Origin of the sequence: Nocardioides sp. LMS-CY (assembly GCF_018732145.1) — a bacterium.
Taxonomy (GTDB): domain Bacteria; phylum Actinomycetota; class Actinomycetes; order Propionibacteriales; family Nocardioidaceae; genus Nocardioides; species Nocardioides soli.
In genome coordinates, this window is record NZ_CP076104.1 from 4,067,483 (window position 1) to 4,080,838 (window position 13,356).

General features: G+C 72.6%; 16 protein-coding genes. 4 read left to right on the forward strand and 12 right to left on the reverse strand.

All coding sequences use genetic code 11. The features are described from left to right. Positions 1-57 precede the first annotated feature (57 nt). From KM427_RS19280 to moeZ, 9 genes are all read right to left on the reverse strand, one after another. Positions 58-711 (reverse strand): hypothetical protein, encoded by a 654-nt coding sequence (locus tag KM427_RS19280; RefSeq protein ID WP_215524971.1) that lies wholly within the window; start codon positions 709-711, stop codon positions 58-60. Positions 712-780: 69 nt separating this feature from the next. Beyond that, the gene (locus KM427_RS19285) at positions 781-1,110 is read right to left on the reverse strand and encodes an MGMT family protein (RefSeq protein WP_183593143.1); all 330 of its coding nucleotides are present in this window, start codon (positions 1,108-1,110) and stop codon (positions 781-783) included. Further along, positions 1,107-1,658 (reverse strand): hypothetical protein, encoded by a 552-nt coding sequence (locus KM427_RS19290; protein ID WP_215524972.1) that lies wholly within the window; start codon positions 1,656-1,658, stop codon positions 1,107-1,109. Before KM427_RS19290 ends, KM427_RS19285 begins: the two co-directional genes overlap by 4 nt. Next, a complete protein-coding gene (locus KM427_RS19295; protein ID WP_215524973.1) occupies positions 1,655-2,968 on the reverse strand; it encodes a DUF58 domain-containing protein in 1,314 nt (437 codons plus the stop codon). The genes KM427_RS19290 and KM427_RS19295 overlap by 4 nt, the downstream gene beginning before the upstream one ends. A gap of 124 nt (positions 2,969-3,092) precedes the next feature. Then, entirely contained in the window at positions 3,093-4,076 is a 984-nt protein-coding gene (locus KM427_RS19300) for an AAA family ATPase (RefSeq protein ID WP_215524974.1), read from the reverse strand. 2 nt (positions 4,077-4,078) lie between these two features. Continuing rightward, complete coding sequence (locus KM427_RS19305) at positions 4,079-4,552, reverse strand: hypothetical protein (RefSeq protein WP_183593139.1); 474 nt, start codon at positions 4,550-4,552, stop codon at positions 4,079-4,081. Continuing rightward, positions 4,549-5,295, reverse strand: a complete 747-nt coding sequence (locus tag KM427_RS19310) for a DUF4129 domain-containing protein (RefSeq protein WP_215524975.1) — start codon at positions 5,293-5,295, stop codon at positions 4,549-4,551. Before KM427_RS19310 ends, KM427_RS19305 begins: the two co-directional genes overlap by 4 nt. 65 nt (positions 5,296-5,360) lie before the next feature. Then, positions 5,361-6,239: a hypothetical protein gene (locus tag KM427_RS19315; protein WP_183593137.1), complete on the reverse strand. Its 879-nt coding sequence runs from the start codon at positions 6,237-6,239 to the stop codon at positions 5,361-5,363. Between the two features lie 128 nt (positions 6,240-6,367). Further along, positions 6,368-7,567, reverse strand: coding sequence for an adenylyltransferase/sulfurtransferase MoeZ (gene moeZ, locus KM427_RS19320; RefSeq protein ID WP_215524976.1), 1,200 nt, complete (start codon positions 7,565-7,567; stop codon positions 6,368-6,370). 189 nt (positions 7,568-7,756) lie between these two features. On the opposite strand from moeZ, the gene KM427_RS19325 reads away from it, so the two are divergent. Genes KM427_RS19325 through KM427_RS19335 form a run of 3 tightly spaced genes read left to right on the forward strand, consistent with a single transcriptional unit; the run spans position 7,757 to position 8,901 of the window. Continuing rightward, positions 7,757-8,344, forward strand: a complete 588-nt coding sequence (locus tag KM427_RS19325) for a TetR/AcrR family transcriptional regulator (protein WP_183593824.1) — start codon at positions 7,757-7,759, stop codon at positions 8,342-8,344. Positions 8,345-8,388: 44 nt separating this feature from the next. After that, positions 8,389-8,610, forward strand: coding sequence for a DUF3107 domain-containing protein (locus KM427_RS19330; protein WP_183593135.1), 222 nt, complete (start codon positions 8,389-8,391; stop codon positions 8,608-8,610). A 21-nt stretch (positions 8,611-8,631) separates the two neighbouring features. After that, the gene (locus KM427_RS19335; protein WP_215524977.1) at positions 8,632-8,901 is read left to right on the forward strand and encodes a hypothetical protein; all 270 of its coding nucleotides are present in this window, start codon (positions 8,632-8,634) and stop codon (positions 8,899-8,901) included. A 453-nt stretch (positions 8,902-9,354) separates the two neighbouring features. Here the strand turns inward: KM427_RS19335 and KM427_RS19340 are convergent, their stop codons facing one another. Then, positions 9,355-10,044, reverse strand: a complete 690-nt coding sequence (locus KM427_RS19340) for a ferritin-like fold-containing protein (RefSeq protein ID WP_215524978.1) — start codon at positions 10,042-10,044, stop codon at positions 9,355-9,357. Positions 10,045-10,244: 200 nt separating this feature from the next. Between KM427_RS19340 and KM427_RS19345 the strand changes: the two genes are divergently transcribed. Next, complete coding sequence (locus KM427_RS19345; protein ID WP_252274678.1) at positions 10,245-11,699, forward strand: DEAD/DEAH box helicase; 1,455 nt, start codon at positions 10,245-10,247, stop codon at positions 11,697-11,699. Positions 11,700-11,793: 94 nt separating this feature from the next. On the opposite strand, the gene KM427_RS19350 is transcribed toward KM427_RS19345, so the two are convergent. Next, a complete protein-coding gene (locus KM427_RS19350; RefSeq protein WP_215524980.1) occupies positions 11,794-12,513 on the reverse strand; it encodes a L,D-transpeptidase in 720 nt (239 codons plus the stop codon). Then, positions 12,510-13,316: a ParA family protein gene (locus KM427_RS19355; RefSeq protein ID WP_215524981.1), complete on the reverse strand. Its 807-nt coding sequence runs from the start codon at positions 13,314-13,316 to the stop codon at positions 12,510-12,512. Before KM427_RS19355 ends, KM427_RS19350 begins: the two co-directional genes overlap by 4 nt. Positions 13,317-13,356 lie beyond the last annotated feature (40 nt).

Genomic DNA, 13,356 nt, shown 5'->3' on the forward strand with positions numbered 1-13,356 from the left:
AATGGCTCTCGGCAGGGCCGAGCAGCGGCCATTCCGGGTGTCTCGACGCGCCCCGACCTACAGCTGCACGCCGTTCACGACGAAGCTGAAGAAGAGACCGGAGTTCGACCCCACCGACGGCACCAGGCAGACCGTCTCGGCGGTGGCGACGACCGGCGTCGTGAAGCTCACCGGCACGACCTCCTGGGCGGGCAGGTAGGAGTACTCGACGATCCGGCCCAGGTACGGGCCGCTGACCGTCGAGCAGTCGCTGTTGCCCGCCTGGATCCGGAGGCTGAGGTTCAGCCGGGTCGAGCCGGTGTTGTCCTGACTCAGTACCGCGTCGGTCACCGCGACCCGGCCGTGCCCGAGCACGTAGCGCCGGGACGTCGTGCCGTTGAGCGTGTCGGCGACCTGGAACGGCGTGCCGGCGGCCTGGGTGGTGACGGTGCCGTCGACCCCGATCCTGCCGGACACTCCCACATTGCCCGTCACTCCGACGTTGCCGGTGACGCCCACGTTGCCGTCGACGGTCATCGGGCCCTTGCCGTCGGTGACCTTGAGACCACCGCCCTTGGACACCGCCGCCTGCTGGCCACCCTTGCCGGTGATCGTGACGAACTGCTTCTTGGCCGCCCACGCGCCCCACGGGAGCAGCACCAGGGTCAGGCAGCCGACCACGAAGACCGTGGTGAGCTGCCGGCCGTTCAGAAGACGCTTCCTGGGTTCCATCCCAACCTCCGATCGAGCGATCCCAGCAGCGTCCTCCGCGCGGGCGGGGCCGGGAATAGCCCGATCAGGTCAGGTTGGGATCGGCTCCGGCGGCCTCCAGAACGCCGCGCGCAGGTCGACGTTGCCGGAGGGCCGCAGCGGAGTGCCCTCCTCCAGGTAGGCCTGGCGGGCCTCGCCCTGGTGGCTCGGCGGCAGCGAGCCGTCGGCGCGCACCACCCGCCACCAGGGCACCGGGGCGCCGTGGTTGGCCATCACCGTGCCGACCAACCGCGGGCCACCCCCGCCGACGACCGGGCCGACCACCTCGGCGATGGCGCCGTACGTCGTGACCCGGCCGCGAGGGATCGACTCGACGCAGCGCAGCACCAGCTCGACGTACCACTCGTGATCGAGGCTCACGACTCCTCCTCCTGCTGGCGCGAGGTCAGCACGACCCCGGCCGCGACGGTGCCGACCAGGCCGGTCGCGACGCCGACGACCCAGATGCCGGGCTCCTCGGCCTCGCCGCGCAGCAGCAGGGCGAGCCCCCAGACCAGCGGCACCGCGACCAGCAGCAGTGTGCCGCGCACCGCCCACAGCCGCAGCAGCGCGGGGTCGACCGGCATCTCGCCGGGGCCGTACGACGCGAGCACCGCCGCCACGTGGGAGGCCAGCAGCGCGGTCGCGGCGACCAGCACGGCGGGGTGCAGGCCGTCGTCGAGGGCCGCGGTCCACCAGACCAGCACGGTGAGGATCGCGACGACGCCGACCGGCGACTCCGGGAACGCCGCGAAGCCGCCGGCGAGCCCGACGACGAGCGCGATCACCCACCACGGCGGCCAGTGCCCCGCCGGTCCGCTCGCGAGCAGGGCCACCACGGGGCCCAGGAGCACCACGACGCGCAGCACCAGCTGGCCGCGGGAGAGCTCGCCGAGCTCGGTCATCGTCTCGCCCACCATCGTGGTCATCGCGCCGCCACCCGTGGCAGCTCGGCGCGCCGGGCCAGCCGGCGCAGCACGTCGTCGATGGTTCCGGGGCCGCGCCACGGCACCACCGGGCAGCCCAGGGCCGCCAGGCGCCGCAGCACCATCGACCGCTCGAGCACCCGCATCCGCCAGGCCAGCATGGCGGTCCGCGGGTCGGTGCCCTCCGCGACACCGGGACGTACGTCGCCGGGCAGGGTGTCCACGACGAGCACCGGCACTCCGCGCCGGGTGAGCATCGCGGCCACCGTGCCGATCGACTCGGCCAGCATCGGCGACAGCAGGATGACCACGGTGCCGCCGGTGACCCCGAGCTGCAGCACGCCGGGATCGGCCTCTCCGACCATCTCCCCGGGCCTGATCCCGGCCAGCGTGTGGTGCAGCCGCCGCAGGTGCCGGGTGCCGGTGCCGTAGCCGACCAGCTCGCGACCGCGACCGACCACGCGCAGCGCCACCCGGTCGCCCGAGCGCACGTGGTGCTCGGCGATCGCGGAGGCGGCGCGCACCGAGAGGTCCAGGCTGCTCGACGGGCCGTCGACGCCCCCGGACGCGCCGTGGTCGGCCAACGCGTCGACCACCAGCAGCACGCCGGTGTCCTCCTCGGCACGGGTGCTGACGACGTGGAGGTCTCCGGTGCGCAGCGAGACCCGCCAGTTGACACGGCGCAGCCGATCGCCCGGCAGGAAGGGCCGGATCCCGGCGAGCTCGGTGCCCGCACCAGGCCGTCGGGAGCGGTGGGCGCCGACCAGGCCGAGCGGGTGCGGCGCCTCGGCGCGGGAGTCGTACGCCGAGGTCGCGGGCAGCACTCGCAGCTGCTGGCCGCCGAGCAGCAGCGGCCCGAACCGGTAGCCCGCCCACGGCGACATCAGCGCCACCTTCTCCTCGCCGAGGACCCGCCGGCCCCAGCGCCGGGGGCTCATCTCGACGAGCGGCGCCGGGCCGGCCGGGCCGTCGAGCAGGGCGCCGACCTGACCCTGGTGCGGCCGCATCGCGACGTACGGCGCGTGCCCGCTCGCCCGGGTGAGGTACTCCGCGTCGTCGGCGTCGGCCAGGGTCAGCCGCGACGTGGTGCCCTGTCCCTCGTGCAGCGAGGCGTGGTCGAGCCGGGCGGCCAGCACCGGCGACCGGACCGGCCGGTGCAGCAGGCCGAGCGTCGCGATCGCGACGAACGGCACCGCGATCACCAGCAGCGCCGGGTCGCCGACGAGCAGCGCGCCGCAGACCGCGACCGCGGCGACCACGACCGCGCGACCGAGCGCACCGGTCGGCCGCCACTGGGCGTCGGGGTGGCTCACTGGCACACCGCCCGGTGCTGCCGGAGCCGGGCGGCGGTGGGCGATCCACCTGATCCCCGCTGAAAGACGTGGAACACCCACCGCTCCCCGGCCGTACCCCCGCCCGATGGTCGACCCATCCTGATCATCTCGGCTCGAGGGTGGCCGGGGTCGGCACCTGGGTGACCACGGCGTCGACGACGCCCCGGCCGCTGGCGTCGGTCATCCAGAGCTCGGGCCGCACCGTGATGCGATGCGCCAGCACCGAGCGGGCGACGGCCTTCACGTCCTCGGGGATCACGTAGTCGCGGCCGCGGAGCACCGCGAACGCCCGGGCGGCCAGCACCAGCCCGAGCGAGCCGCGCGGCGAGGCGCCGGTCAGCACGTCGGGGTGGGTGCGGGTCGCGGTCGCGAGGTCGACGCAGTAGCGCGCGACGCTCTCGTCGACGGTCACCGACTCGACCGCGGCCTGCATCGCGAGCAGCCCGTCCGCGTCGGTGACCTGCTCGAGCTCGACCTCCTCCTGGCGGCGATCCAGCCGCCGGGCCAGCACGTCGTACTCCTCGGCCGGGGCCGGGTAGCCGAAGCTGACCCGCAGCAGGAACCGGTCGAGCTGCGCCTCGGGGAGCGGATAGGTGCCTTCGTACTCGATCGGGTTCGCGGTCGCCAGCACGTGGAAGGGCGCCGGCAGCGGGAAGGTCTCCCCCTCGACGGTGACCTGCCGCTCCTGCATGGCCTCGAGCAGTGCGGCCTGGGTCTTGGGCGGGGTCCGGTTGATCTCGTCGGCCAGCAGCAGGCCGGTGAAGAGCGGGCCGGGCCGGAAGTCGAAGCGGGCCTCGCGCTGGTCGTAGACGAACGAGCCCGTCAGGTCGGCCGGCAGCAGGTCGGGGGTGAACTGGGCCCGCCGGAACTCCAGGCCCAGCGCCCGGGCGAAGGAGCGCGCAGCCAGCGTCTTGCCCAGGCCCGGGTAGTCCTCGAGCAGCACGTGCCCCTTCGCGAGCACGGCGGCCAGCACCAGCATCAGCGCCTCGCGCTTGCCGACGATCGCCCTCTCGACCTCGGCGAGCACGTGGCCGGCCTGCTCGGCGGCGTCCGTGATGCTCCTGCTCCCGGTGTTGGACTGGCTCATCGTCACAGCTCCTCGATGGCGGTCAGGCAACGGTCGATCTCGGCTCGGCTGAGCCGCCGCGGCGGTCCGGAGAGTACGCCGACCAGCTCCGGGCCGAGCAGCTGCGCGGCCTCGGGGTCGTCGCGGTGCAGTCCGTGTCGCTGGCGCAGCACCTGGTCGGCGAGCTGCGCCAGCCGGTCGCGCAGGGCGTGCTCGGCGGTGCGGGACGAGAGGTGGGCCTCGATGAGCGCGACGTACCGCACCAGCCGGGGGTCGCCGCTCTCGCGCACCGACGGGCGCTCCACCTCGACCCGCCAGGACGGCTCGGCACCGCCGAGCGCGTCGACGAGCAGCCCCAGCAGGGCCGTGCAGATCGCGACCAGGAGCGCGAGCCGGATCGGGTCGGGGTCGGCCTCGATCACCGTCAGCAGCACCTCGAAGCCGGCGAAGGCGGCGACCGCGCCCGCGACCCGCGGCCACCAGCGACCGCCGCTCATGCCCGCGCCCCGCTCGACCGGGCGGGGGCCCGGATGGTGCGGTGGATCTCGTCGAGCGCCGCGAGGGCCGCGGCCCGGTCGGCCTCGGTGAGCTCGTGGGTGGAGAACCGCGCCTCCCGGTAGAGCCCTGCCAGCCGGGTGACCGCCGCGGTGTCGGCGGCGACCAGGTCGAGGATGCGCAGGGTGTACTCGGACGACGTCTCCCACTCGTGACGCTCCATGCCGGCGGCGGCCCCGGTGACCTCGAACCGGTGCCAGCACGCGACGACGGCGTTGCGCGGCGTACTGCCACCGAGCAGGTCACGCTGGGCGTCGGCGTCGGCCAGCAGGTCCCGGGCGACGGCGACGGCCGGCTCGATGACGTCGAACTCCGCGGCCCCGAGGGAGCGCTGCCGGGCGAGTCGGGTACGTCGCTCGCGCCGGGCCCGCCGTGCCCAGCGGACCAGCCGGGCGACCAGGACACCGGCGAGGATGACCGCCGCGACGTTGAGGATCAGCGCCATCACGTGCAGGAGCCCCTGGTTGTTGGGGACCCGCTCGGTGTCGTCGGAGCGATCGGGTGCGATGCTGGCGGAGGCGCCCTGCTGCGGCGTGGCGGAGCTGGTGGACTCGGGCTGCCATCCGTCACCGCGGAGCACCTCACGGGGCCCGATCGAGGCGGCCCACGTGATCAGCACCACCGCGACCACGACGCCCGCCGCCACCAGCGCCACGGCCAGGGGGCCGGCGCGCCGAGCGGTCATGCTCGGCAACCTACCCGGCCGCCCCGGCCGTCGACGTGGGTTCGGAGGTCACATCGCGGTCACGATCAGAGGATCGGGTCGAACGCCTCCGTGCCGTTGACCAGCCGGAGACCGGCGATGCCGGAGTGCTGCTGGGCGTAGGCGAGCTCCTTGCCGAGGTCGCCGATGTTGTTGGACGCCGGGAGCGGGGCCAGGCCGAGCGTGGAGAGGACGCCGACCGCCTTGCCGTCGGCGCTGAGGAACGCCGAGCCGGAGTCACCGGGCACGCCCGGGGTGAGCGTGTAGAGCGGGTGCGACCAACCACCGTCGGCGGCGGCGTCGCCGAGGCTGATGCCGGTGTGCGGGGAGAGCAGCGAGATGCCGGCGCGGAGGCTGGAGTTGCCGTAGGTCCAGACCCGGTCGCCCGCAGCGGTGCCGTCGGTGTCGATGCCGGTCGGACCGCCCCAGAACGGGATCGACGGGTTCACCTTCGCCACGTCGGCCGGGCTGACCCGGACCAGCGCCAGGTCGTTGTAGGCACAGGTGTTGGCGTCGGTCTCGCCGACCTTGCCCATCGTGTCCCAGGAGGAGTACGCCAAGGTCCCCGAGCCGACCTTGGTGCCCTCGCTCAGCAGGCTGCCGCCCTCGTTGAACGTGACCGGCGTGCCGAGCGGCAGCGAGTCGACGTCGCAGCCGTTGGTGTCGGTCGCCTCACCGGTGCCGGCGCAGTGCGCGGCGTACCCGACGTAGACGTTGTCCGCGGCGTCGGTGAACACGAAGTTGGCGGTGCACTGGGCACCCTGCGTGTACATCTGGACGCCGGGGTGGATCCGGGCGCTGTCGGCCGGCGCCCAGGTGGGCGCCGCGCCGGCCGGCGCCGGCATGACCACCATCAGCACGGCGGTCATCAGGGTGACGGTCACGGCCGCGACAGCGGCGGCCAGCTGCGAACGCGAGAGGCTCATGCCCGCCTCAACGAGGGCCCGCCGGGCGGGTTACGCGCCAGTAAAGGCCGAGTCGGCGCCACATGACCCTTCACGGGGTCACTCTGCGCCGACTCGCGGGCAAATCTGCGCCGACTCGGCGCGCTGGGTCAGTACGACGGCTGGGACGGGTCGATCTGGTTGACCCAGGCGACCACGCCGCCACCGACGTGCACGGCGTCGGCGTAGCCCGCGCCCTTGACGATCGCGAGCGTCTCGGCCGAGCGGACGCCGGTCTTGCAGTGCATCACGATCTGCTTGTCGCCGGGCAGCTGCTCGAGGGCGGAGCCGTTGAGGAAGTCGCCCTTGGGGATCAGCACCGAGCCGGGGATCTGGTTGATCTCGTACTCGTTGGGCTCGCGCACGTCGACGAGCACGAAGTCGCGGGTGCCCTCCTCGCGCTCCTTGAGCATGTGCTCGAGCTGCACGACCGAGATCGTCGAGCCGGCGGCGGCCTCGGCCGCCTCGTCGGAGACCGCGCCGCAGAAGGTCTCGTAGTCGATCAGGCCGGTGACGGTCGGGTGGTCGCCGCACAGCGCGCAGTTGGGGTCCTTGCGAACCTTGAGCTTGCGGTACTCCATCTCGAGGGCGTCGTAGATCATCAGGCGGCCGACCAGCGGCTCGCCGATGCCGGTCAGCAGCTTGATCCCCTCGTTGACCTGGATCGAGCCGATCGCGGCGCAGAGCACGCCGAGCACGCCACCCTCGGCGCAGCTCGGGACCATGCCCGGCGGCGGCGGCTCGGGGTAGAGGCACCGGTAGCACGGCGCGTCGTCGCCGAGGCTCGGCGCGAACACCGAGGCCTGGCCGTCGAAGCGGTAGATCGAGCCCCAGACGTAGGGGATCCCGAGGAAGTACGCCGCGTCGTTGACCATGTAGCGGGTCGCGAAGTTGTCGGTGCCGTCGAGGATCAGGTCGTAGCCGCGGAAGACGTCCATGACGTTGTCGTTGTCCAGGCGCTGCTCGTGCAGGATCACCTCGACGTAGGGGTTGATCTCGGCGATCGACTCCTTGGCCGAGAGCCCCTTGGACTTCCCGATGTCGGACACGCCGTGGATCACCTGGCGCTGCAGGTTCGACTCGTCGACCTCGTCGAACTCCGCGATGCCGATGGTGCCGACGCCGGCCGCGGACAGGTAGAGCAGCGCCGGGCTGCCCAGGCCGCCGGCGCCGATGACCAGCACCTTGGCGTTCTTGAGCCGCTTCTGCCCGGTCATGCCGACGTCCGGGATGATCAGGTGCCGGCTGTAGCGACGCACCTCGTCGATGGTCAGCTCGTCCGCGGGCTCCACGAGCGCGGGATAGGACACGGCGTACTCCTCGTTCTGCCAGGGCTGGTTGTCTCGTCCGTACGAACAACCTCCGGTACTGCCATGTTCCCCGGCGCCCCGCCGCGGCCTCGTGACGTCCCGTCATCCGGACGGGGGTGACCGACCGGTACTGTTTCGGGCGTGACGGCAGAGCAGTACGACGTACCGGCGCGGCCCCGGGGTGGCCGGATGCCCCGCCGCGAGCGCCGCGCCCAGCTGATGGCGTCGGCCCTCGAGGTCTTCGTCGCGCAGGGCTACCACGCGGCCGCGATGGACGACATCGCCGAGCGCGCCGGGGTCTCGAAGCCGGTGCTCTACCAGCACTTCCCGGGCAAGCTCGACCTCTACGTCGCCCTGCTCGACCAGTCCTGCGACGCCATCATCGACAACTGTCGCCGCGCGCTGGAGTCCACCGACGACAACAAGCTGCGGGTCCACGCGGCCATCGACGTCTTCTTCGAGTACGTCGGGAGCGACACCGGCGCCTTCCGTCTGGTCTTCGAGTCCGACCTGACCAACGAGCCCGCGGTCCGCGAGCACGTCGACCGGGTCACCACCGAGTGCGCCGCCCTGATCGCCCACGTCATCCACGACGACACCGGGCTGTCCGGCGCGGCGTCCCGGCTGCTCGCCGTCTCCCTGGTGGGAATGGCACAGGTGAGCGCCCGGTTCTGGCTCTCGGACCAGGGCGGCATCGACCGCGACGACGCCACCGCGCTGGTCGCCGGACTGGCGTGGCGCGGCATCCGCGGCTACCCGCTGACCGACGACCAGTGACACCCCCTCCCCCACCCCGACGCAGCAACCCGAAGGAGGACCTCGTGGAGGTCAAGATCGGCATCCAGAACGCCGCCCGCGAGCTGACCATCGATGTCGAGGAGTCCGCCGCCGACGTCCAGAAGCTGGTCGCCGACGCCGTCGCGAACGACGGGGTGCTCACGCTCCGCGACAGCAAGGGCCGGCAGCTGCTGGTGCCGGTGACGAAGCTGGCCTACGTCGAGCTCGGTCACGGCACCGTCGGCCAGGTCGGGTTCCGTAGTTGATCCTTCGGTGGTGATCGGCCCATGGTCTCCGCCCTGCTCTGGGCAGTCCTGGGTGGCACGCTGATCGGCCTGCTCGGCAAGCTCGTCGCCCCCGGGGACACCGACGAGGTCCCGCTGTGGCTCACGATCCTGTGCGGCATCGGCGGCTGCCTGGCGGGCGACTTCCTCTACGGACTCTTCTGGGACCGGCAGACCCTCGGCGTCGACTGGTGGCGACACGGCTGGCAGGTCGCGGCGGCCGCGGTGCTGGTGGCCCTGGCCGCCGGCGTCAGCGGACGGCGGCGCGCCTGAGCCGGCCCCACGCTGGTTGAGGTGCGAGGGCCGCCAGGCCCGAACCCCACGCTGGTTGAGGTGCGAGGGCCGCCAGGCCCGAGCCTCGAAACCCAGCGATGTTCACACCGCCCGTACCCAAGGCCGCCTCTCACCCCGCCGGGTTTCGAGGCTCCTCCGCTCGTACCTCGCTCCGGAGCACCTCAACCACCGCCTCCGTACCCGAGGCTGCTTCTCGTCTCACCGGGTTTCGAGGCTCCTCCGCTCGTGCCTCGCTCCGGAGCACCTCAACCACCGCCGTACCCCGAGGCTGCTTCCCACCTCACCGGGTTTCGAGGCTCCTACGCTCGTACCTCGCTCCGGAGCACCTCAACCACCGCCGTACCCCAGGCTGCCTCTCACCTCACCGGGTTTCGAGGCTCCTACGCTCGTACCTCGCTCCGGAGCACCTCAACCACCGCACCTCAACCACCGCTACGAGTCGAGGCCGAGCTCGGCCATCCGTTCGGCGTGCCGCTCGGTGATCCGGGCGAACATCCGGCCGATCGCCGCCAGGTCCAGTCCGGGCCGGTCCACGCCACCGGCCAGCAGCGCGGTGAGCGAGTCGCGGTCGGCCGCGACCCGCTGCGCCTGGGTCAGCGCCTCCCCCATCAGCCGCCGGCCCCACAGCGCCAGCCGGCCGCCCAGCCGCGGGTCCGCGGCGATCGCGGCGCGCACCCGGTCGACGACGAACGCCGAGTGGCCCGCGTCCTCCAGCGAGGCGACCACGAGGTCGCGGGTGTCGGCGTCCAGGTAGGCGGCGATCTCCCGGTAGAAGTCGTTCGCGAGGCCGTCGCCGACGTAGGCCTTGATCAGGCCTTCGTACCAGTCCCCGGGCGCGGTGTGCTCGTGGAAGCGGTCGATCGCCGTGCGGAACGGCGCCATCGCCTCGAACGGGTCGGCCCCGAGCTCGGCGAGCCGGTCGTTGAGCTTCGCCACGTGCCCGAACTCGGCCGTGGCCATCGACGCGATCGCGACCTTGTCCTCCAGGGTGGGCGCCAGCTTGGCGTCCTCTGCGAGCCGCTCGAAGGCGGAGATCTCGCCGTACGCGATCGCGCCCAGCAGGTCGATGACCGCCTCGACGTACTGCGGGTCCTCGAAGGCGACGGGCGTCGATGCGGTCACGTGCGCACCCTACCGATATGGTGGTCGGGATAGAGGTCGCTACCACCGTCACGACGACCCTGGCCTGCGACCCGCGTATGTGCGCGGCAGACCGCGGCCCGGAGGTCCCGGGGAGAGTCCGCCGCATCCGTCCTCATTCGGACCAGATCCGGCTGACTCACGAAAGCGACAAGACCCTGACCACGTTCCGAGAGCTCGGGGTGCTCCCCGAGATTTGTGACGCGCTCGAGCGCGCCGACATCACCACACCGTTCGCCATCCAGGAGATGACCCTCTCGGTCGCCCTGTTGGGCACCGACCTGATCGGCCAGGCCCGCACCGGCACCGGCAAGACCCTCGCCTTCGGCATCCCGGTGCTGCAGCGCAGCGTCGCCCCCAAGGACCCCGACTACGCCGAGCTTCCGCAGGGCAAGCCGCAGGCGCTGATCGTGGCGCCGACCCGCGAGCTCGCGCTCCAGGTCTCCGGCGACCTCGCCCTGGCCGGCGCCGACCGCGGCCTGCGCGTGCTCACCGTCTACGGCGGCGTCGGCTACGAGCCGCAGATCGAGGCCCTCGAGGCCGGCGTCGACATCGTCGTCGGCACGCCGGGCCGCCTGATCGACCTCGCCAACCGCCGGGTGCTCGACATCTCCCACGTCCACGCGCTCGTGCTCGACGAGGCCGACGAGATGCTCGACCTCGGCTTCCTGCCCGACGTCGAGAAGATCCTGCGGATGACCCCGGAGACCCGGCAGACGATGCTGTTCTCCGCGACCATGCCGTCCGCCATCGTCGCCCTCGCGCGGATGCACATGCGGCACCCGATGAACATCCGCGCCGAGTCGTCGTACGAGAACGCCACCGTGCCGGCCACGGCGCAGTTCATCTACCAGGCTCACGACCTCGACAAGCCGGAGATCATCGGCCGGATCCTGCAGGCAGAGGACGTCGAGAAGATCATCGTCTTCACCCGCACCAAGCGGCAGGCGCAGCGGGTCGCCGACGACCTCATCGAGCGCGGCTTCAAGGCCAGCCCGCTGCACGGCGACATGGCACAGGTCGCGCGTGAGAAGGCGCTGACGAAGTTCCGCGAGGACAAGATCCAGGTGCTGGTCGCCACCGACGTCGCCGCGCGCGGCATCGACGTCCGCGGGGTCTCCCACGTCATCAACTACACCTGCCCCGAGGACGACAAGACCTACGTGCACCGGATCGGCCGCACCGGTCGCGCCGGCGCCTCCGGCATCGCGATCACGTTCGTCGACTGGGCCGACCTGCACCGCTGGAAGCTGATCAACAAGGCGCTGGACCTGCCCTTCGACGAGCCGGTCGAGACCTACTCCACCTCCGAGCACCTCTTCCACGACCAGGGCATCCCGCCGGGCACCAAGGGCCGCATCGCCGACCCGAAGCCGGTCGAGCGCAAGCCGCGCGAGGAGCGGTCGGGCTCGGGCGAACGCTCCGCCGATCGCCGGGGCGACCGGCCGGCGCGCAACCGCAACCGGCAGCGCACCCGCACCCGCGGCGGCGAGAGCGTCGGCGCGGAGACCTCCAGCGGTCCGGAGGCCCCCGAGGCGGCCGCCGAGGGCGGCGAGAAGCCCGCCGGCAGCAGCCGCAACCGGCGCCGCCGGCGGCGTCCGTCGGGCTCGGGCGAGAAGGCTCCTGCGGCGGAGTGACCGTCGGGCGCAGGGATACCCGGTGCACCGGGTATCCCTGCACTTCTGGGGTGCATCACCCCAGAAGTGCATGAGGTGCCCGAGAAGTACGCCGTCAGGCGGTGACCACCACGGTGGTGCCGAGCGGGGCGAAGTCCCAGAGCGCGATCGCGTCGGACTCCTTCTGGCGGATGCAGCCGTGGGACAGCGGGGTGCCGAGCTGGGCGGCGGTCTGGACCGGCTTGCCGTCGTCGACGGGGATGTCGTGGAAGCCGATCGCGGCGCGGTCGCCCTTGGCGAAGCGGACGAAGTAGCGCATCGTGCCGGAGTCGTCGATGCCCCACGCCTGCTGCGAGCGTGAGTACACCTGGTAGGTGCCGGGGTCGAGGTTGTCGTAGACGCTGCCGGAGACCAGGTAGGTGCGTTCCACCTTCGTGCCCCGGGCGACCAGCCACACGCGCTGGCGGCCTTGGCTGAAGACCACCCGCTTGCCGGTGCCCGAGCCGTCCGGGAGCGTGGTATCGCGCGCCGGGTCCTGCTCGGCCTCGTCGACGTCGGCGGTGTCCGCGTCGGCTGAGGAGCGTCCGGCCCGTCGCGCCGTCGGGTCGGTCGAGGCCGTCGCGTCGGGCGTCGGTGCGACGCCGGCGCCGGCGTCGGCCGCCACGTCGATCGCGGCCGCCGGGTCGCTGCCCAGCGGTTCACCCCCGGCGCCGCCGGTGCCCGGGAACACCCCGAACGAGCCGAGCACGGCGACGGCCGTCACCGCGAGCGAGGAGCCGAGCGCGGCCAGCCGGCCGTAGCGCGGGCGCACGGGCGTGCCGCGGTGCCGGCTCACGACGCCCGGCCCTTCCGGCGGCGCGACCGCGGTCGCTGCGCCCGGGCGACCAGCGCCTCGGTCGCGTCGCGGTAGGCCTGGGCGCCCTTGCTGCTCCGGCTGGTCGCCAGGATCGAGCGCCCCGCGGCCGGCGCCTCGGCGAACTTGATGGTCTTCGGGATCGGCGGCTCGACCACCTCGAGGCCATAGGTCTCCGAGATCGTCTCGAGCACGGTGCGCGCGTGGTTGGTGCGCCCGTCGTACAGGGTGGGCAGCACGCCCCACACCTCGAGCGAGCGGTTGGTGAACCGGCGTACGTCGTGGACGGTGTCGAGCAGCTGACCGACCCCGCGGTGCGAGAGCGTCTCGCACTGCAGCGGGATCAGCACGCCGTCGGCGGCGGTCAGCGCGGCGACCGTCATCACGCCGAGCGAGGGCGGGCAGTCCAGCAGGATCCAGTCGTACGCCGTGCCGTCCTCCGCGAGCGTCTCGATCATGGTCCTCAGGACGTGCTCGCGGCCGGTGCGGGTCAGCAGCTCGGCCTCGGCCCGGGCCAGTTCGATGGTGGCCGGCATCAGGTCGACGCCCTCGTCGGTGGCGAGGATGACCTCGGCGGGGTCGAGACCCTGGGTCAGCACCTGGTGCACGGAGACCTCGAGGTCCTCGGGGTCGATGCCCAGCGAGAAGGTCAGGCAGGACTGCGCGTCGAGGTCGACCAGCAGCACGGAGTGGCCCAGCTCGGCCAGGGCCGCACCGACGGATGCGACCGTCGTCGTCTTGGCGACGCCACCCTTCTGGTTGGCCACCGCGAGTGTCGTGCTCATCGAGGCCCATCATGCCGGACCGGCGTCGCCGCATCGTGGC